Source organism: Falsiroseomonas frigidaquae (assembly GCF_012163145.1).
In the GTDB taxonomy this organism is placed as follows: Bacteria; Pseudomonadota; Alphaproteobacteria; order Acetobacterales; family Acetobacteraceae; genus Falsiroseomonas; species Falsiroseomonas frigidaquae.
This window is the reverse complement of the sequence record NZ_JAAVTX010000006.1, coordinates 400,969-418,799: the sequence shown is the minus strand read 5'-3', so window position 1 is coordinate 418,799 and position 17,831 is coordinate 400,969. Positions and strand designations below refer to the sequence as shown.

Below are 17,831 nucleotides of genomic sequence, written 5' to 3'. Positions count from 1 at the left end.
GCTTCTCGGCGCGGTCTGAGCGCCGTCAGTTCTGCACGACCTTTCGATAGAGATGCCAGGTCGCATGGCCGAGCAGGGGCATCACCACGGCCAGCCCGACGAAGACCGGCAGGCAGCCGAGCAGCAGCAGCGCCGCCACGATCAGACCCCAGATCGCCATGGTGCCGGGGTTTGCCACGACGGCACGTATCGAGGTGCGGACCGCCGTGGCGACGCCGACGTTGCGATCGAGCAGCATGGGGAAGGAGACCACGGTCAGGGTCAGAACCAGGACCGCGAAGAAAAATCCGGCCGCATTGCCAAGCAGGATGAGGTTCCTGCCTTCAGGCGTCCCAAGCACCTGGCCGGCGAACGCACGGACCGAGCCCGGGAAGGGCAGCCGCCCCATTGTCATCTCGTAGATCATATTGGCTGTGAGCAGCCAGGCGACAAAGATGACGCAGAGCAGCAGCCCGAGCGCCACGATGGAACCGAGTGCGGGTGCACGCAGGATGTCGAAGGCATTGACCCAGGACACCTCAAGTCCCTGCTCACGGCGACGGCTCAGCTCATAGATGCCAATCGCGGCGACGGGGCCCATAAGGGACAGCCCGGCGACCATGGGATAGAACAGCGGCAGCAGGTCGCCGCCCGCGGCAGCCCGCGCCGCCACCAGCCCGACCAGCGGATAGATGATGCCGAGGAAGACGAGCTGCGTCGGCGTGGCCATGAAGTCGTCGTAGCCGCGTGCCAGCGCGTCGCGCAGATCGGACAAGCCGATCCTGTGAATGGCCGGCTCGTCATGTCCCGCGAGCATGCCCTTCGAAGCGGAGATGTTGGCCATGGTTCCGGCTCCCCGAGAAAGCGGCGGCAGGCGTCGCCACCCGCCATCGAGCAGGAGGGCAATCACCGCCGGGGCGCCAAAGGGGCGTCGCCAGCGCTCCTGCCGGCTTCAGCATTCAACCTCTTTGCCGTGGCCACCTTAGCACCGTAACGCCGGCTGCGAACGCGCATCGCCGTGAGGAGGAGCTGGCGCGCAGGCTCGATGAACCGGGGCGATGACCAGCCACCAGATTACTGGTCTCGCTTCGCTGCGCGTGACGTCGATCAGCGCGGCAGGCCCTGGCCGGCCAATTCATTCCATGGCGTCGACGACCGCTGCCGCACCATGCGAAATCACCAAGTCGCAGTCACCTTCCGGCTGCTGCACGCTCCACTGCGCGGGATGGCGGCGGGCCATAGGCGGACCACACCTGCGGGAACTCAGGGGTCGGAGTGGTGGATATGACCACGAGCATGAGGATGAGCGGGCGTCACGGCCGTCCAGGCTGCATGACCGGACCTGATAAGACCAGCCAGACGAAGGGCGTGCGGGCTGACCTGGAAGACTTCCTCCGCAAGGCCTGGCCTCAGGACGATTGCTTCGCCCGCGCGCGGGGTCGCTTTGCGGCGATGATCTCCGCCAGCGTCACCGGCCTGTAGTTCCAGGCATCGACACCAACATCCGTCTGCCGCGGCAGCGGCGCCAGGCGGCCGTGGCTGTGGCCGTGCAGATTGCGCCAGCCGCGGCTCATGTTGCGCCAAGTGCGGAAAGGGTAGTGGCAGAGAACCAAGCCAACACCATCCAGTTCGATCTCGACATAGGGCCGGGCGCTGGCCCAACCGGCCATACCCGTAGTCGCCGATGAGTCGTTGTTGCCGGTGATGAGGTGCTTGCGGCCGTGCAACCTGCCGAGCAGATCCGCCACTGCGGTCTCTGGCAGAGCGACCGCGAAATCGCCGAGATGCCAGACCTCGTCCCCGGGTCCCACGGTGGCGTTCCAGCGCTCCAGCATGGCGGCATCCATCTCCGCCACCGATGCGAAGGGTCGGCGATAGAGGCCTCGTGCCCCGGCATGGCCGAAGTGGGTGTCGCTGGTGAAGAAGACCGCCATGGCGCCATCCGATCTGGTCAGCCGCCGGAGTGCAATGGGCTCGGGACGGAGAATGGTAGGTTGAGGACCGGCTGGAGCAGCGGTGGGACGTTCCAGCCAGTGCGCCCCCATCGGCAGCGCGGCTGAAGCGGCCATCGCAGGGTCCGAGATCCAGCATCTGGTCGCCATGTCACCCGCCAGATGTTTTCTTCCAGAGCCTGGGAATAAACCCGCTTTCCCGGCATCTCACTCTCAGCCGTGTCGCCCCAGGTCGGGTCGACGCCTGACAGGAGCGCCCGAGTGAGCCAGAGCCCCACCCCCTCCACGTCCCGGCGCGATGCGTTGACACTGGCCACGGGCCTGGTCGCCGCCTTGGGAACCATGGCTGCCGCGCCCGCCCAGGCGCAGCCCGCGCCCGTCGCACAACCTGGGCCCGGCCAGGCCCCGGCCGCCGCGGCATCCATGGGCGACGGCGTCTGGATCTGCTGCGAGGACAGCAACACGCTCGTTGTCATCGACCCGGTGCGCCTCGTGGTGCAGACCAGCGTCAATCTCACCTCCTTCGATGAGGATCGCCGCCCTCCGTTCCGCTTCGTGACGGGCGGCGTCATGCCGACGCATGGCGCCATGGTGCAGAAGCCGCTCTATCACGGCGCCATCTCGATCCACGGCGCGGTGCCCAACCCGGACTCCACATTGGTCGCGACCACCGGGCGCGGCACCAGCAACCTCTACCTCATCGATACCGCGACGCGACGCATTGTCGGCAACCGGCCCAATCCTCAGGCCTCCGCGCAAACCAACCCCGAGCGCCTGACCAGCGGCGTCTTCGTGGGTCGCGAGCCGCATGAGCCGACCTTCACCCGCAACGGGCGGGAGCTGTGGGTGACCGTGCGCGGCGAGGATCGGATCGCGGTGCTCGACGTCCAGAAGGCACGGGAGGAAAGTGCCGGCGGCCGTCCGGGGCACGCCATCCGGGGCTTCGTCGATACCATGCCCGGCCCGGCGCATGCCTGGTTCTCGGCCGATGGGAGCCGCGCCGCGGTCATCAGCCAGAAAGCCTCCCTGATCGACCTGCTCGACGTCACCTACGATGCCTCGGGCTTCAGCACGGCGCGACGCAGCGCACGGCTCGATATCAGCGCGCAGGACCGCTTCGGATTCAGCCCCTTCCTGAAGCTCAGCCCGGATGGGCGCGAATTCTGGATCAGCCACAAGCTGGCGGATTCGCTCTCGGTGCTTCCGGCCGATGGCCGGGCCATCGCGGAGACCATCCCGCTCGGCGCCCTGGCGCGGCCCAACCATGTGGAATTCGTCGAGAATGCCCAAGGTCGCGCGGTCTATGCCAGCCTCGGTCGGATCGATGACGGCGCGGGGCCGGGCGGCGGCGCATCTTCCAAACTCGTCATCATCGACCGCTCGGCGCCGCTCGGGCAACGCCGGGTCGTGGGCGAGATCGCGACCGGCGGGCGGGAAGCGCACGGGCTGTGGCTCGACCCTGCCGGAACCCGGCTCTTCGTCGTGCATGAGCAGGATGAGCTGCCGGGCACGCCTGGCGCCGGGCAGACGCTGTGCACGGTACTCGATGTGACGGATCCCTTCCGGCCGCGCTTCGTCGATCGGGTGATGCTTGGCGATCTGGCGCTGCCATCGGGCGGGCTGCGGAACAAGAAGGGCATCAACCTCGTCTTCATCCGGCCCGGTGCCAGGAGCGTCACGGCATGACCGGTATGGCGCCCGCGCATCATCATCATCATCATGGGCCGAAGGGCGGTACTCAGTCATGGGCTGATGCTGCCGACCCTTTCGCGCGCGCGATGTCCGCGGCCATGGAGCGCATGATGGTAGACATGCATGCGGCGCCGCCGACTGGCGATCCGGATCAGGATTTCCTGGCCATGATGGCGCCCCACCATGAAGGCGCGATCGAGATGGCGCGGCTGCTGCTGCTGCACGGCCGGGACCCGCTGACGCGCCAGCTGGCAGAGGAGATCCTGGCAGGGCAGACCGTCGAAGTCGCGGCGATGCAGGCCCGCCTCGCGGCACTGCGCGGACCGGCCGACGAGTTCCCGGCCCTGGGTGGCACGCGCGGGAGTTCGCCTGCGCGATGATGGCCGGCGGCGAGCGCGCAATGGCGGCTTTGATCGAGCCGCATATCCCGGCCCTCCGCCGCTTCGCCTGGGCGCTGTTGCGCGACCGCACGGCTGCCGATGACCTGGTGCAGGATTGCCTGGAGCGGGCGATTTCCAGCTGGCATTTCCGCCGCCATGAAGCCGATGCGAAAGCCTGGCTGTTCGCGATCCTGCACAATCTGTTTCGGATGGGGCGGCGCAGCGCCTCCCGGCGTGGCCATGCGCTGCCGCTGGACGAGCAAGGCGACGAGGGTCTCCAGGTTGCCGATCCCACCGCCGATCAAGCGGCCGAGCATCGCCTGATCTGGCGCGATACGCTGATCGCCCTCGAGGCGCTGCCCGAGGATCAGCGTGTTGTCCTGTTGCTGGTCGGCGTCGAGGATTTTTCCTACGATGCCGCGGCGCAGCTCACCGGCGTGCCAGTCGGTACCGTGATGTCGCGGCTGTCACGCGGGCGCGAAAGATTGCGCCGCCTGATCGCCGGCGACAGCACCGTCGATCTCGCCAGACCCCCGTTGCGGAGAGTGAAGTGACAGTGAATGGCGACCCCCTGCCGGTGGGCGAGGATGACCTGCAGGGCTGGGTCGATGGCCGGCTGGGCCAGCAGCGAAATGCGCTTGTGGAAGCCTGGTTCGCCGAGAACCCGGAGACTGCCGCGCGGTTCCGGGCGATGGCGGCACAGCGCCACGCGCTGCGTGCCGCACTGGGCGAAGGGCAGGCGGAGCCGGTTCCGGCGCGGCTGCGCGTCGCCAACCTGCTTGCGGCGCGGCGCCAGGCCCGGCTGCACGGCGTCCGCCGGATCGCCGCCGTGGCGGCATGGTTGGTGATCGGCGGTGGGCTGGGCTGGGCTGGGCATGGGCTGCTGGTGCCGCAGGGCGCCGCGGTCACTGCGACGCGGCCGATGGTGGCTGAAGCGCTGTCGGCGCATCGTGTCTTCGCCGCCGACGCAGTGCGTCCCGTCGAGGTCGCGGCGGCGCAGGAGGCACAGCTGGTGGGCTGGCTGTCGAGCCGCCTCGGCCGGCCGCTGGAGGCGCCCGATTTGGCGCAGCTCGGCTATCACCTGCTGGGCGGGCGGCTGCTTGCGGGTGCTGCGGGCGACCCGGCCGCCCAGCTCATGTATGCAGGCCCCGGCGCCGAGCGCCTGACGGTCTATCTCCGCGCCGACCGGGCCGGCGGCGCGGGCCCCGAATTCCGTTTTGCCGAGGTTCCGGCGCAGGGCATCACCGCCTTCTGGTGGGTGGATCGGGGCTTCGGCTTCGCCGTCGCGGCTGAGGGGCTGGAGCGGCTCGCGCTGCAGCGTGTTGCCGAAAGTGTGCATCGGCAGGTCGCCCTGTCCCAGGCGTTGTGACCGGCACGGCGTGTGTCCCGAGGGGATGCGCGAGCCAGAGCTAAAAGCACCGCTGCGGTCCGAACCGAAGCGAAACTGGCGGAGGAGGTGCGACCCGGTACAAGGCGGTCTCTCGCAGGTTTTCCATAGCCGCGATGACGCCTGAAGCGGGCGGCGCGAGCCAAGGCGGAACCAGCTTCGCCCAGCGATTCAGGTGGCAACTGGCGGCTGGGTAGATCCAGATACAAACCACCCCAGGCAGTTGGATCAGCGCTGCGACGACAGCGCATCGGCCAGCAGGTCAAAGACCACCCGCACGCGCCGGCTGGTGTGTAGTTCCCGATGTGTGACGAGCCAGATGGGGAAGACGATGGGCGCCGCATCAGGCAGCACACGGCATACCCGTGGCTCCGCATCGCCCACCGCTTCCGCGTTGAAACCGATGCCCGCGCCCTGCTTCACCAGTTCCCAATGCACCAAGTGGCTGTCCACCTGAACCGGCACGTTCTGCGCCGTCACGTGCAGGCCCAAGGCGCGCATGCCCTCGATGAAGTCCGAGGTTTCGCCAAATGCCACGAACTCGGCCCGCGTCAGATCATCCCAGCCCCGAGGCTGGCCCAGCTTGCTGAGATAGCCAGCGGTCGCGTAGGGGCGGCCCCGGTCCTCGCCCACCTTGCGGGCGATGAGTTCCGGCTCACGCGGGTCGAAGTTGCGGACAGCGATGTCGGCCTCGCGGCGCAACAGATCGACCGTGCGATTGGTCGCGCGGATTTCCACCGTGATGCCGGGATGGGCCGCGCGCAGCTTGGCAATGATGGGGGGCAGGACCTGCGCCGCACAGGCCTCGGTGGCGGTAATCCGGATTGGGCCTTCGATCCGCTGCGACTGGCCGGTGGCGGCCAGGGCCAAGCGGCCGGCGGCCTCGCCCATCATGCGCACATGGTCCAGCAAGGCCCCGGCAGTGGGTGTCAGCACGAGGCCGCGACCGGCCCGCTCGAACAGGGCAACACCCAGCTCACGCTCCAGCGCTGCGATCTGGCGGCCGAGCGTCGGCTGGGTGAGGCCGAGGGCTCGCGCCGCGGCGGAGAGTGAACCCGCCTCGGCGGTGGCGAGGAAGGCGCGGATGCGATTCCAATCGAGCTGTGTGGCGGTCCAATCCATACATCCTTGTATGGGTAATGACCGGATTTCGCCAGTTCCACGCGTATCGCTGCATGGGTAGGTGACCAGCTCCACAACGCCGGAGATGAGCCAATCATGTCCATTCGACCCATCGCATCCCTCGCGGCCACGCTTGTCCTGCTGGCCGCCTGTGCGGCCACCATCAGTCAGGACGGCCTGGAGCAACGCACCGCTCAGGCCATCGGGCGAACCGTCGGCCAGTTCGCCATCACAGATCGCCGCGAGGAGACCGGAGGCCGCATCAATTACGCCGTCAGCACGCGCGACGGCGCGGCTTACCGCTGCTACCTCTACGGGGCCACCGGCCTGCAGAATGCCGTGACATTCGGGCAGACACCGCACTCCGATGCCATCTGTACCCCCGTGGCGAGTGGCCAGAGAGCAGGTGGCAATGAGCGGCCCGCAGCCACGGGCCAGCGTGGCCGGAGCGCCGGCGGCGACTGCAATGCGTTGTTGCGGGCAGCAGGGCGGTGCTGATCCATCATCCCTGAAGCGACGTCGCCATGATCCGCGCTTTCACCCGGCCAGCTACGATTGCTCTGGCTCTGGCCTTCTGCACCTTCATTCCGGTGATGATGGCCGCGGTCCGCGTGGTGCAGATCCCGCTTGGCGCATTGCCCGAGGACAGTCTGCGGCTGGCTTCAGTTCCTGTCGCATTCTTCCTTCACGCGCTGGCGGGCGTGCTGTTCGGCCTACTCGGGCCGTTGCAGCTTGTCCGCGCCCTTCGCCGCCAATTCGGGAGTCTCCACCGCCTGAGCGGGCTGGCTTTTGTCTTTGCGGGAGTGGTGTTGGCGCTGTCCGGGCTGGCGCTGCTGCAGCAGGTCGAGAGCATGGCAACCGGGCTTCTTGATGCCGCACGCGGGGTCTTTGGCCTGGCGCTGATCGCCGTGCTCGTGCTGGGGGTGTTGGCGGCGCGGGCGCAGGCCATGGTTCGACACCGCGCCTGGATGATCCGCGCATATGCCATCGGCATGGGATCAGGAACCGTCGCGCTGTTCCTGTTCCCCGTCTACCTGATCAGTGGAGAACCGCCCACGGGGCTGACCACTGACATCGCGGTTGTCGGCGTGTGGCTGGTGACCATCGCTGTGGGTGAATGGGTCGTCCGGAGACTTCCGTCCCCCGACCTGTGCAGCCCGTCGGCACAGTGACCCAACCAGGTCAGATGTGCCCCGAGGGCGTCGAGGTCCGGGTCGTGGAAGGCCTTGATCGTGGCGTCCTTGACCGTGCGGTTCATCCTCTCCGCCTGACCATTGATCCCCCGGTTCACGTCCTGACCGATCGCGGAAAGCCCGCTCCAGCGCAGGGCGCCAGAGCGGCATCGCTCAATCCGCGCGGGTGCCTGCCGCGTCGAAAATCGGCTTCCACTTCGCCAGGTCCGCCTCCAGGAAGCGGGCAAAGGCGGCTGGGTCCATGCGCGGGATGCGCTCGAAGCCCTGCTGGCGCAGCCGCGCCCAGACCGCGTCATCCGCCAGTGCCCGGTCGGTTTCCGCCGCCAGCCGCGCCACCACCGGCGGGGCCGCGCCGGCCGGCAGCACCAGGCCCATCCAGGTGGTCAGCTCATAGCCCGCCAGCCCCGCCTCCTGCAGGCTCGGCACATCCGGCAGGAACTCGCTGCGCCCGGCGGAGGTGACGGCCAGCGCGCGCAACTCCCCGGCGCGGATCTGGGTCAGCACCGTCGGGATGTTGTAGCAGCCCGCCTGCACCTCCCCGGCGATCACGGCCAGGATGCCGGCCGGCGCGGTGCGGTAGGGCACATGCACCAGCTGCGTGCCGCTGACCTGCGCGAACAGCGCCATCGAGATGTGGTGCGAGGTGCCGTTGCCGCCGGAGGAGAAGTTGATCTGCCCCGGCTGCGCCTTCGCCGCCGCCACCAGATCCGCCACCGTCCGGTGCGGGCTGTTGCGCGGCACCACCAGCGCATTCGTCACCACGGCGAAGGGCGCCACCAGGGTGAAGTCGCGCCGCGGGTCGTAGCGGAGGTTGGCGTGCAGGAAGGGGTTGAACACCAGCGTGCCCTGGCTCGCCAGGCCGATGGTGTGGCCATCCGGCGGCGCGTTCTTCAGCGTCTCCGTCGCCACGATGCCGCCCGCGGAGGGGCGGTTCTCCACCACCACCGGCTGGCCGAGGCGCTGGGTCCAGATATCGGCCAGCGTGCGTGCCAGGATATCGGCGGTGCTGCCCGGCCCGAGCGGGACGATCATGGTGACCGGGCGCGAAGGCGCCCAGGCCGCCTGCGCCCACGCGACATGCGGCGCGGCCAGGGCTGTGGCCGCCGCGAACAGATCTCTTCGACGCATCGTCGTCTCCTTCCTAAGGAACGACTGGCGCTCTCCCGGTCAGTCGCCTGGTTTCAGGTCGTTGGTCACGTAGATCGGGCTCGACCACAGGACATTGCCGTCCTCGAAGGTCGTCCGGATGTAGAAGGCGTTGTCCTCGTCCCGCCGCAGGGGCAGGCGGCGGGACTGGCTGATGGCACGGTGCGGGTTCACATCCGGCAGCCGGAAGGCGCGCATCCGCCGGCCGAGGCCGCCGGCCTCGAAGATCCGGTCCGCATGGCCGATCTCGTCGAGCGGCAGGGTGGCGGTGACCAGGTTGGTCTCGATCTCCAGCGTGCCGCCGTCGCCGTCCAGCACCGCCTCCACGCCCATGAAGCCGCCGGTGGTCACGCCTTCGAAGCGCAGCCCGTTCGCATCGGCCTCGAAGCGGCGGTCGAGGTTGAAGCGGTTGATCGGGCGGACATCGCGCCAGGTGGCGCCCACCAGCCGCAGCGCCCCGCGCCACATCGTCTCCCGCCCCCGGCCGCGATATTCGGAGCCTTCCCACAGGATGCGGATGCGGCGGCCGAGTTCGGCGGGCGCATAGGGGCGCCAGGTCTCCAGCAGCCGCGTGCGGTTGCGGATCTCGATGCGCTCGATCGGCGTGGCGGCGGCCAGTTCGAAGCCGAACTCGGCGGTCTCGCCGGTGACGCCGGAGAGAATCGCGCCAAGCCCCGCCTTCGCCGTCGTGCCGAAGGGCGCCCCGCCGAGCGCCGGGTCGTCCTGATGCAGCGCGGCCGGCGCATCCAGCTTCAGCCAGGCATCGCAATGCGCGCGCAGCGCGCCGGTGGTGGCGTATTGCCGGCGCCACAGCATCGCGTCCCACAGCGCGTCCCGCGACAGGTCGCGCGCCAAGTAGCAGGTCAGCCCGCCATAGGCGCCGAACAGCGAGGCGCCGGGATGCGACGCGCCCTGGCGGCCCTTGTGGCCGTCCGAATTGGCGGCGATGCCGACGCGCCCGCCGGCGGCGAAGGCATCCTCCAGCAGCCAGTCGAAGGTGCCCCAGTCCGAATGCACCTCGACGCTGCGCTCCAGCGCCTTGTCATGGGCAAAGCCGAGATTGGCGTAGCGGCCGCCAACATGCGGCAGGCACAGCACGTCGCGCTCCGCCCGCAATGCCGCATGCAGCGCGCGCACATCCAGCGCATCCTGGTCCGCGTCGGACAGATCCTCGACCAGCGCGTGGCAGGACCGGTGCAGGATGCGCCCCTCATCCTTCAGCACCACGTTGCGATCGCCGCCGAGCGCCGTGTTGCCGGACCATTCATAGCCGGGAAAGAAGACGAAGCGCCCGGCCTGGTTGAACTCCGCGGTCAGCGCATTGAGGTCGCGCCAGAAGGCGGCGGTGATCTGGAAGTCGTTGCCCTGGTGGCACATGGCGTCGATGAAGGCGAGGTCGCGCGCATATTCGGCGAGGCGGCGGGCGGAATTGGTGCCGATCGTCTCGTCCGACTGGCCGTGCATATCGGCGTAGAAGGGCAGCAGATCCGCCGCCTGCACCAGCCGCAGCGGATTGCTTTCCGCCAATGTCGCGCCCGCTTCGTCGAGCAGGGTGATGGCAAGGTCCCCGGCCACGGCGCGCAGCCCCTCGATGCGATGCGCCCGGGCGCCCTGCGGCCAATCGAAGACTTCCGGCAGCCCCTGCACGGGGCGGGAGGCGCGCAGGCGAAAACGGCCCTGAACCTCACCGCTCGGATTGCCCCAGCGATCATCGGCGCGCAGCGACAGGCAAAAGGACTCGGCCTCACGGCGCAGCGTCGGCAGCACGGCGCGCCAGGTCTCCGGCGCGCCGGGCACGATGGCGATCCAGGGCTGGTCGGGCAGCAGCGCCCAGTTGAAGCAGGCGAAGACATCGGCCAGCACGCGGAACTCGAAGCGGTCCTCGCAGAAGGTCTGCAGCCGGATGCCCGGGCTGCCGCCGCGCCGGTCGCCCAGCCGCAGCGTGATGGTATCGCCCGGCGAGAGGAAGCCGCGGGTGACGCTGACGGTCAGCGTCTTGCCCCAGGGGCGCATGTTCAGGCGCGGATTGTAGTTCAGGTCCAGCACCGCGCCATTGGAAGCCTCGGCGGTGACGTAGTTCGGCGCGGCGGGATCGGTGAACTGCACCGCCGGCATGTCCGAGGCAAAGCGATGCACCAGGCGGATGGAGCCGGTGTCGTCCATGCCGAAGCGCCCCGCCGTGAAGGTCAGGGTGAAGGACTGGTAGCTGCCCGCGACGAAGGCCTGGCCGGTCTCCGCCATGCGCGCGGTGCCGATCTCGCCGGCCATGTAGTCGGTGTGGTGGACGATGTGCGGCACGCGGCTTCTCCGGCAGGCGCAACGACTACAGCGCGAAGTCTGCTGGTTGACCAGCAGAATCTTTCGGACCGCGAGCGGCACCCGGCGTGTAGGCTGCGGCCGATGGAACGTGCGTCCCCGACCGATTCGCGGCCGCTGTATCACCGCATCGCGGCGGTGCTGCGCGGCGAGATCACCAGCGGCCGCCTTGGCCCCGGCGCCCGCCTGCCCACCATCGCCAGCCTGGCCGGCAGCTATGCGGTGGCGCCCGTCACGGTGCGCCAGGCGCTGGGCCTGCTGACGGAGGAAGGGCTGGTGCGTGCCCGCCAGGGCAGCGGCACCTTCGTCACGCAGGCACCGCCGCCCGCGCCGCAGCTCGCGCTCGATGCCGGCTGGCCGCAGCTTGCTGCCAGCATCCGCGGCAACACCGCCCGCATCCTGGTCGCCTGGGATGCCACCGCGCTGCAGCAGAAGCTGCGACCGGGCGAGGGGCACGCCGCTGCCGCCTACCGCTACATGGAGCGCGTCCACAGCGACCCGTCCGGCCGCCCCTACGCGCATTCCCGCATCCATGTCGCGCGCCGCTACTACGACCTGGCCCCGGCGCGCTTCGACCGGGAGATGGTGCTGGCGCTGCTGGAGGAAGTGGCCGGCGCCGAACTGCCGGAACTGCGCCAGAGCTTTTCCATCGCCGCCGCCGACATCGTGACGGCGGAGGCGCTCGGCCTGCCGGTGGGGGTGCCGGTCGGGCATATGCGGCGCGTGGTGAAGCGCGCGGATGGCGAGATCGCCTATTTCTCGATCGGCCACTACCGCGCCGACAGCGTCTCCTTCGAAGCCGTGCTGCGCCGTTCGGGATCAGATACCCAGTGAACCGCCGCGGCCCTTGCCAGCCGCCCTGCCGGCTTACATGACAGCGACATGATGAACGCATTCGACCTGCTGGTGATCGGCGGCGGTATCAACGGCGCCGGCATCGCGCGGGACGCGGTGGGGCGTGGCCTTTCCACCTGCCTGGTGGAGCGTGGCGACCTGGCGGGCGGCACCTCCTCCAACTCCTCCAAGCTGGTGCATGGCGGGCTGCGCTACCTGGAGCATTACGAGTTCCGCCTGGTGAGGGAGGCGCTGGCCGAGCGCGAGGTGCTGCTGCGGATCGCGCCGCACATCGTCTGGCCGATGCGCTTCGTGCTGCCGCACCGGGCCGAGATGCGGCCGCGCTGGCTGATCCGCGCCGGGCTTTTTCTCTATGACCACTTGGCACGGCGGGTCAGCCTGCCGGGGGCGGAGAGCGTGGATTTCCGGAAGCACCCCTTCGGCGCGCCGCTCTCGCCGGCCATAGCCAACGGCTTTGCCTATTCGGACTGCTGGGTCGAGGATTCGCGCCTGGTGGTGCTGAACGCCAAGGACGCCGCCCGCCGCGGCGCAAGCATCCGCACCCGGACCAGCTTCGTGGACGCCGCGCGCGAGGCGGAAGGCTGGACGGTGCGGCTGCGCGCCGAGAATGGGACGGAGGAAACCCTGCGCTGCAAGGCGCTGGTCAATGCCGCCGGCCCCTGGGTGATGGCGGCGCAGGACCAGACCCATGCGGCGCGTGCGGGAAACGTCCGCCTGATCCGCGGCAGCCACATCGTGCTGCCGGCGCTGTATGAGGGCGAGCAGGCCTATATCCTGCAGAATGACGACCGCCGCGTGGTCTTCGTCATTCCCTACCAGGGCCGCTTCTCCCTGGTCGGCACCACCGACGTGCCGCATGAGGGCGACGCCGCCACCGCCCATTGCACGCCGGAGGAGGCCGAATATCTCTGCGCCGCCGTCAGCCGCCAGTTCAGGCGGCCGGTGACGCCGGATCAGGTCGTCTGGTCCTATTCCGGCGTGCGGCCGCTGTATGACGACGGCACGGACGATCCCTCCGCCATCACGCGGGATTATGTGCTGAAGCTGGATGAGGCTGGCGCGCCGCTGCTAAGCATCTATGGCGGCAAGATCACCACCTATCGCCGGCTGGCGGAGGAAGCGGTGGAGAAGATCGGCCACGCCCTGGGGCGGGAGGCGCCGGCCTGGACAGCCGGCGCGACGCTGCCCGGCGGCGAATTCGGTGGCCGGGACCTCGCCGGCTACGAGGCCGAGATCGCCACCCGCTACCCCTGGCTGCCGGCGCCGCTACGCGCCCGGCTGGTGCGCGCCTATGGCAGCGAGGTGCCGGCGCTGTTGGGCGAGGCTGCCTCAATGGCGGATCTGGGCCAGGATCACGGCGCCGGCCTTACGCAGCGCGAGGTCGATTGGCTGCAGCGCGAGGAATGGGCCCGCACCGCCGAGGACATCCTCTGGCGCCGCTCCCGCCTCGGCCTGCACATGACGCCGGCCCAGCGGGAGGCGTTCGGGAAAGCTATTTGAGCTGGCTGTCCTTGCTGCCGCGGCGATTGATGCCGAAGGCGGCGGGGCGCTTGTCTCGGGCGGATTGGCAGGCAACGCAGGTGCTTACGCCCGGCAGGGCGGCGCGGCGGGCCTCCGGAATCGCCTCTCCGCATTCCACGCAATGGATCTCGCCCGGGCCCGCGCTGGTCATCCGGGCGCGGGCGCGCAAAATGCCGTCCCGCACCGTGTCGTCGATCTGATCCTGCACCGCGCCATCCGGCGCCCAGCCGCTTGCCATGATCCCCTCCGTCCTTGTCCCTTCACCTGGGCAGGATGAGGCGGTTTTGGAAGGGCCGCGGGACAGCCCGCGCCGCGTTCAGGCCGCCTGTTCCAGCACCCGCGCCAGGCTGGCCGAGAGAGCCTCCGCCGCGGCGGGCAGGCGGCGGCCGCGACGGGCGAGCAGGGCGATGCGGCTGCCATTCAGCAGCGGGTCGGCCAGGGGAACCGCCTTCACCTTGCCCTGCTCCAGATGCAGCGCCAGCACGCGCGGCACCATCACCGCGACGCCCTTGCCATCGGCCACGAAGCCGGCCGCGACATGCGCCGAATTGGTCTCCAGCACCGGGCGGATCGGCACCCGCGCGGCGCGGCAGGCGGTGTCGAACAGCGCCCGCGAACTGCCGAGATGCGAGGGTGCGACCAGCGGCATGCCGGCCAGCTCCGCCAGAGTCAGCGTCGCCGCGCCGGCCAGCTTGTGGTGCGGGGCGAGCATCACCGCCAGCGGTTCCGCCGCGGAGGCCAGCACCTCCACCTCCGGGTCGGCCGGCGGGTTGAAGGCGATGCCGAGATGGCAGGTGCGTTCATGCAGCCCCGCCAGGATCGCGGCGGACCCGACCACGGCGATATCCAGCGTGACGGCGGGGTAGGCGGTGCGGAAGCTGGCCAGGGCGCTGGCCAGGCCGCAGGCGGCGAAGCTTTCCACCAGCCGCAGCACCACATGGCCGCGCCGCACGCCGCGCAACGCATCGAGGTCGGCGCGCAGCCGCTCCGTCAGATGCGTCGCTTCCCGCCCGTGATGCAGCAGGATCTCCCCGGCCGGGGTCAGCGCCACGCCGCGGGCGCCGCGTTCCAGCAGCTGCACGCCGAGGTCTTCCTCAAGCTGCTGGATGCGACGGCTGATGGCCGATTGTGCCAGGCGCAGCCGCTGCGCGGCTTCCCGCATCGAGCCGGCCTGGGCGACGGCGAGGAAGCAGCGCAGGCCGGGTGGCAGCATGAAGGACGCTCCGTTGCGATGCCCCCACGGCATCGTGTTGCGTCAGTCTTTCCCCGTTCGGCATCGCCGTCAATCGTCTTGTATCCAAGTGGTGTTCGGGATGGCGGCTCCCCGTTGCTGGGCTGGCCTCGGCGCGGGGGTGCGGAAGAAGGGGAGGGGCGTGCGAGGGCCCCCGGGGCCTGAGCCCGACCGGCTTGGTGCGGGCGGGGAGGATGCGCTGTAGGAGCCGGCCTTGCTCGGCCTGCAGGATCGCGGCGACTGCGTCGCGCGGTGGGTAGGGAGATGCGGTTGCTGGTTGGGGGGGGCGACGAGGGCCCCCACCCCGACCCTCCCCCGCCAGAGCGGGGGAGGAAGAGAACTCAGAGCTTCACGGGCACCCCGTACTGCCCGAGATGCGCGAAGTCGGAGATCGGCTTGCGTACCCGCGGCGCCACTTCCCGCTCCGCCAGCTTCTCCGGCAGCAGGGACGGCGCGCCGACCGTGCCGAAGGCGATCGCCACCACGGGTTCATGCCTCTCCGGCACGCCAAGCTCGCTCCGCGCCCGCTCCAGGTCGAAGCCGCGCATCTGGTGGCTGCCGAGGCCGAGCTCCACCGCCTGCAACGCCATCTGCGCCACCGCCTGGCCGAGGTCGTACATCGCCACCGCATTCGCCGCGCCATTGGCGGCGAAGGTGGTGCGGTGGAAGCCGATCATCAGCAGCCCGGCCTGCGGCGCCCAGGACTGGTTGTTGACGCTGAGCACCGAGACCAGCTTGGCGAAGGCCTCCGGCTCATCCGCCTTGCGGGCGGTGATGAACACCCAGGGCTGCTCGTTGAAGCAGGAAGCCGCCCAGCGCGCGGCCTCCAGCAGCGTGGCTTCCTGGGCCGCGGTCACCGGCGCGCCGGTGAAGGCGCGCGGGCTCCAGCGGGCCTGCATCAGGGCGTTGATCTTGTGGGCAACGGGGGCGGTGCGATCGGTCACTCGGCGAAGATCCTTGTCACTGTCGTTCCATGTTGGTGCGCTGGACCACCTCGGCCCAGCGCGCCATCTCGGCATGCACGGTGGCGCGCGTCTCGGCGGGGGTGCCGGGGGCGCGCGGCGTCAGGCCCAGCGAACCCAGCCGCGCCTGCAACTCCGCATTGCCGTGCATCGCCTGTGCCACGTCCGTGATGCGGCGCACAACCGCGGCCGGCGCATTGGCGGGCGTGCCGATGGCGTACCAGGTGACGATGTCGAAGCCCGTGACGCCCAGAGCCTCCGCCACCGTCGGCACTTCCGGCAGCAGCGGCGAGCGCTGGCCGGAGGTGATGGCCAGCGCCCGCACCTCGCCACCCCGGATCTGGCCGAGCACGGCGGAGGCGGTTTCCGCCACCACCTGCACCTCTCCGTTCCGCAGCGCGATGATGGCGGCGGGCGTGCCGCGATAGGGCACATGGGTCATGCGGAAGCCGCCCGCGCTCTGCACCGCCTCGGCCACGAAATGCTGCGTGCTGCCGACGCCGACGGTGGCGAAGTTGATCGTATCCGGCCGCGCCTTGGCCTGCGCCACCAGCTCCGCCATGTCCTTCGGACCGTTCGGCCCGGCCAGGATCACCAGGCCGGTGGAGGCGACCATCGCCACCGGGTCGATATCCGCGCGCGGGTCGTAGGGCAGGGTGCGGTACAGCGCGGCGGAAACGGCGAAGCCGTTGTTCAGCAGCATCAGCGTGTGGCCGTCATTGGCGCGGGCCAGCGTATTGGCGGCCAGCGTGCCGCCGGCGCCCGGGCGGTTCTCCACCACCACCGGCTGGCCCCAGGCGGCGGACATGGCGGGTGCCAGCAGGCGGGCCACGATATCCGTGGTGCCACCGGCCCCGAAGCCCTGGATGAAGCGCACCGGCCGGTCGGGCCAGGGGGCCTGGGCCAAGGCCTGGGGGGCGCGGGCCGCCAGCGGCAGCAGCAGCGCCGGCAGGGCAAGGGCGGCGCGGCGGCCGATTTCCCGACTCATGGACATTCTCCCCGGGCTGTTGCAATCGAGGTCGATGCAATCGTTTGTTGCGCTTCCCATTACGGCAGCGTCGCCACCCGTCAAGCCTTTTGCCGACCCCAACGAGGAACCCGCCATGGCCGAATCCGACATCCTCCGCCGCCTCCAGGTCGCCGAGCTGGTGCAGAACTGGGCGGTGTGGCGCGATGCGGGGGATTGGGACCGCTTCGCCACCTGCTGGCACGATGACGGGCGGATGATGGCCACCTGGTGCCAGGCCTCGGCGGCGGACTTCATCGCCGCATCGCAGGCCGGCTGGGCGCGCGGCGTCTCCATCCTGCATTTCCTCGGCGGCTGTTCGGTTGACCTCGCCGGCCACCGCGCCATCGCGCAGACGAAGATGACGATCAGCCAGAGGGCGGAGGTGCATGGCGTGCTGGTGGACGTGGTCTGCACCGGCCGTTTCCACGACTTCATCGAGGAGCGTGACGGCAGATGGGGCATCGTCCTGCGCCAGCCGATCTATGAAAAGGACCGCATGGACCCGGTGGACCCCGCGGCAAAGCTGCAACTAGACCCGGCGCTGCTGGCCCGCTTCCCCGAGGGTTACCGCCACCTGGCCTATCTGCAGACCGGCATCGGCTATGAGGTGAAGACCGACATGCCCGGGCTGAAGGGCGAGAAGGTGCAGGCGCTCTACGCTGCCGGCCGCAGCTGGCTGGCCGGGAAACCACACGGCTGGGTGGAATAAGTCTGGCCTTCAGCACTCTTTAAGTGAAAAAGTGTCACCTCCTCGTCATTGCCCTGCCCGATGGCTGACGCCATCGCCAGCTAGGGAACGGCCCAGGATGGGCAGCCGAGTCCCATCCGGGGTTCAGGAGGTTTCTATGGACGACCAGGCTTTCCGTCGTGAGCGGATGCTCGCCTCGGGCCTGTTGCGGGAGGCGGCGCCGGCGGAGCTGGCGCTGATGGCACGCATGCGGGAGGAAGCCGAGGATCAGCGGCGGGCGCAGGCGCAACAGGCGCGTAGCCCAGCGCCATCTTCCCTGCCGCCCCGGCCCGCCTACCGGCCCGAGAAGCGCGCCCGCGCCACCGTCTGACCGGCTTTCTTAACGGGCTTCCGGCACG

At 69.7% G+C, this 17,831-nt stretch carries 19 protein-coding genes; 10 read left to right on the top strand and 9 right to left on the bottom strand.

Going from position 1 to position 17,831, the window contains the following annotated elements; translation table 11 throughout:
- Positions 1 to 25: 25 nt before the first annotated feature.
- Entirely contained in the window at positions 26 to 823 is a 798-nt protein-coding gene (locus HB662_RS21525; RefSeq protein WP_168052614.1) for a DUF2189 domain-containing protein, read from the bottom strand.
- A gap of 565 nt (positions 824 to 1,388) precedes the next feature.
- Positions 1,389 to 1,913 (bottom strand): metallophosphoesterase family protein, encoded by a 525-nt coding sequence (locus tag HB662_RS21520; protein WP_168052612.1) that lies wholly within the window; start codon positions 1,911 to 1,913, stop codon positions 1,389 to 1,391.
- Between the two features lie 279 nt (positions 1,914 to 2,192).
- Between HB662_RS21520 and HB662_RS21515 the strand changes: the two genes are divergently transcribed.
- From HB662_RS21515 to HB662_RS21500, 4 genes are read left to right on the top strand one after another with little or no spacing between them, the layout of a single operon-like run.
- The gene (locus HB662_RS21515; RefSeq protein WP_209443406.1) at positions 2,193 to 3,617 is read left to right on the top strand and encodes a YncE family protein; all 1,425 of its coding nucleotides are present in this window, start codon (positions 2,193 to 2,195) and stop codon (positions 3,615 to 3,617) included.
- On the top strand, positions 3,614 to 4,003 hold the full coding sequence (locus tag HB662_RS21510) for a DUF305 domain-containing protein (RefSeq protein WP_209443405.1): 390 nt from the start codon (positions 3,614 to 3,616) through the stop codon (positions 4,001 to 4,003). The genes HB662_RS21515 and HB662_RS21510 overlap by 4 nt, the downstream gene beginning before the upstream one ends.
- The gene (locus tag HB662_RS21505; protein WP_245185795.1) at positions 4,000 to 4,557 is read left to right on the top strand and encodes an RNA polymerase sigma factor; all 558 of its coding nucleotides are present in this window, start codon (positions 4,000 to 4,002) and stop codon (positions 4,555 to 4,557) included. The genes HB662_RS21510 and HB662_RS21505 overlap by 4 nt, the downstream gene beginning before the upstream one ends.
- A 2-nt stretch (positions 4,558 to 4,559) precedes the next feature.
- Positions 4,560 to 5,372 carry an anti-sigma factor family protein gene (locus tag HB662_RS21500; RefSeq protein WP_209443404.1) on the top strand — a complete coding sequence of 271 codons (813 nt, stop codon included), beginning with the start codon at positions 4,560 to 4,562 and terminating at the stop codon, positions 5,370 to 5,372.
- 246 nt (positions 5,373 to 5,618) lie between these two features.
- Here the strand turns inward: HB662_RS21500 and HB662_RS21495 are convergent, their stop codons facing one another.
- Positions 5,619 to 6,512: a LysR family transcriptional regulator gene (locus HB662_RS21495; protein ID WP_168052610.1), complete on the bottom strand. Its 894-nt coding sequence runs from the start codon at positions 6,510 to 6,512 to the stop codon at positions 5,619 to 5,621.
- A gap of 96 nt (positions 6,513 to 6,608) precedes the next feature.
- On the opposite strand from HB662_RS21495, the gene HB662_RS21490 reads away from it, so the two are divergent.
- A complete protein-coding gene (locus HB662_RS21490) occupies positions 6,609 to 7,010 on the top strand; it encodes a hypothetical protein (RefSeq protein ID WP_168052608.1) in 402 nt (133 codons plus the stop codon).
- Between the two features lie 26 nt (positions 7,011 to 7,036).
- Positions 7,037 to 7,684 carry a DUF2306 domain-containing protein gene (locus HB662_RS21485; RefSeq protein WP_168052606.1) on the top strand — a complete coding sequence of 216 codons (648 nt, stop codon included), beginning with the start codon at positions 7,037 to 7,039 and terminating at the stop codon, positions 7,682 to 7,684.
- 174 nt (positions 7,685 to 7,858) lie between these two features.
- Here HB662_RS21485 and HB662_RS21480 read toward each other — a convergent pair whose 3' ends face one another.
- Positions 7,859 to 8,833 carry a Bug family tripartite tricarboxylate transporter substrate binding protein gene (locus HB662_RS21480; protein WP_168052604.1) on the bottom strand — a complete coding sequence of 325 codons (975 nt, stop codon included), beginning with the start codon at positions 8,831 to 8,833 and terminating at the stop codon, positions 7,859 to 7,861.
- 39 nt (positions 8,834 to 8,872) lie between these two features.
- Positions 8,873 to 11,149: a DUF3604 domain-containing protein gene (locus HB662_RS29990; RefSeq protein WP_209443403.1), complete on the bottom strand. Its 2,277-nt coding sequence runs from the start codon at positions 11,147 to 11,149 to the stop codon at positions 8,873 to 8,875.
- Positions 11,150 to 11,251: 102 nt separating this feature from the next.
- On the opposite strand from HB662_RS29990, the gene HB662_RS21470 reads away from it, so the two are divergent.
- The gene (locus tag HB662_RS21470) at positions 11,252 to 12,001 is read left to right on the top strand and encodes a GntR family transcriptional regulator (RefSeq protein WP_168052602.1); all 750 of its coding nucleotides are present in this window, start codon (positions 11,252 to 11,254) and stop codon (positions 11,999 to 12,001) included.
- A 48-nt stretch (positions 12,002 to 12,049) separates the two neighbouring features.
- Complete coding sequence (gene glpD / locus HB662_RS21465; RefSeq protein ID WP_168052600.1) at positions 12,050 to 13,522, top strand: glycerol-3-phosphate dehydrogenase; 1,473 nt, start codon at positions 12,050 to 12,052, stop codon at positions 13,520 to 13,522.
- Here the strand turns inward: glpD and HB662_RS21460 are convergent.
- From HB662_RS21460 to HB662_RS21445, 4 genes are all read right to left on the bottom strand, one after another.
- The gene (locus HB662_RS21460; protein ID WP_168052598.1) at positions 13,515 to 13,781 is read right to left on the bottom strand and encodes a DksA/TraR family C4-type zinc finger protein; all 267 of its coding nucleotides are present in this window, start codon (positions 13,779 to 13,781) and stop codon (positions 13,515 to 13,517) included. The genes glpD and HB662_RS21460 overlap by 8 nt on opposite strands.
- Before the next feature lie 78 nt (positions 13,782 to 13,859).
- On the bottom strand, positions 13,860 to 14,756 hold the full coding sequence (locus HB662_RS21455) for a LysR family transcriptional regulator (protein WP_168052596.1): 897 nt from the start codon (positions 14,754 to 14,756) through the stop codon (positions 13,860 to 13,862).
- A 359-nt stretch (positions 14,757 to 15,115) separates the two neighbouring features.
- Positions 15,116 to 15,718, bottom strand: a complete 603-nt coding sequence (locus HB662_RS21450; RefSeq protein WP_168052594.1) for a nitroreductase family protein — start codon at positions 15,716 to 15,718, stop codon at positions 15,116 to 15,118.
- A gap of 16 nt (positions 15,719 to 15,734) precedes the next feature.
- Positions 15,735 to 16,724 carry a Bug family tripartite tricarboxylate transporter substrate binding protein gene (locus tag HB662_RS21445; protein WP_168052592.1) on the bottom strand — a complete coding sequence of 330 codons (990 nt, stop codon included), beginning with the start codon at positions 16,722 to 16,724 and terminating at the stop codon, positions 15,735 to 15,737.
- 115 nt (positions 16,725 to 16,839) lie between these two features.
- On the opposite strand from HB662_RS21445, the gene HB662_RS21440 reads away from it, so the two are divergent.
- Both HB662_RS21440 and HB662_RS21435 read left to right on the top strand, forming a co-directional pair.
- Positions 16,840 to 17,454, top strand: coding sequence for a nuclear transport factor 2 family protein (locus HB662_RS21440; protein ID WP_168052590.1), 615 nt, complete (start codon positions 16,840 to 16,842; stop codon positions 17,452 to 17,454).
- A 136-nt stretch (positions 17,455 to 17,590) separates the two neighbouring features.
- A complete protein-coding gene (locus HB662_RS21435) occupies positions 17,591 to 17,803 on the top strand; it encodes a hypothetical protein (RefSeq protein WP_168052588.1) in 213 nt (70 codons plus the stop codon).
- Positions 17,804 to 17,831: the final 28 nt, after the last annotated feature.

Coding starts and splice junctions, on each gene's coding strand:
- HB662_RS21525 (WP_168052614.1), bottom strand. CDS start 823: ATGGCCAACATCTCCGCTTCGAAGGGCATGCTCGCGGGACATGACGAG.
- HB662_RS21520 (WP_168052612.1), bottom strand. CDS start 1,913: ATGGCGGTCTTCTTCACCAGCGACACCCACTTCGGCCATGCCGGGGCA.
- HB662_RS21510 (WP_209443405.1), top strand. CDS start 3,614: ATGACCGGTATGGCGCCCGCGCATCATCATCATCATCATGGGCCGAAG.
- HB662_RS21505 (WP_245185795.1), top strand. CDS start 4,000: ATGATGGCCGGCGGCGAGCGCGCAATGGCGGCTTTGATCGAGCCGCAT.
- HB662_RS21495 (WP_168052610.1), bottom strand. CDS start 6,512: ATGGATTGGACCGCCACACAGCTCGATTGGAATCGCATCCGCGCCTTC.
- HB662_RS21490 (WP_168052608.1), top strand. CDS start 6,609: ATGTCCATTCGACCCATCGCATCCCTCGCGGCCACGCTTGTCCTGCTG.
- HB662_RS21485 (WP_168052606.1), top strand. CDS start 7,037: ATGATCCGCGCTTTCACCCGGCCAGCTACGATTGCTCTGGCTCTGGCC.
- HB662_RS21480 (WP_168052604.1), bottom strand. CDS start 8,833: ATGCGTCGAAGAGATCTGTTCGCGGCGGCCACAGCCCTGGCCGCGCCG.
- HB662_RS21470 (WP_168052602.1), top strand. CDS start 11,252: ATGGAACGTGCGTCCCCGACCGATTCGCGGCCGCTGTATCACCGCATC.
- glpD (WP_168052600.1), top strand. CDS start 12,050: ATGATGAACGCATTCGACCTGCTGGTGATCGGCGGCGGTATCAACGGC.
- HB662_RS21460 (WP_168052598.1), bottom strand. CDS start 13,781: ATGGCAAGCGGCTGGGCGCCGGATGGCGCGGTGCAGGATCAGATCGAC.
- HB662_RS21455 (WP_168052596.1), bottom strand. CDS start 14,756: ATGCTGCCACCCGGCCTGCGCTGCTTCCTCGCCGTCGCCCAGGCCGGC.
- HB662_RS21445 (WP_168052592.1), bottom strand. CDS start 16,724: ATGAGTCGGGAAATCGGCCGCCGCGCCGCCCTTGCCCTGCCGGCGCTG.
- HB662_RS21440 (WP_168052590.1), top strand. CDS start 16,840: ATGGCCGAATCCGACATCCTCCGCCGCCTCCAGGTCGCCGAGCTGGTG.
- HB662_RS21435 (WP_168052588.1), top strand. CDS start 17,591: ATGGACGACCAGGCTTTCCGTCGTGAGCGGATGCTCGCCTCGGGCCTG.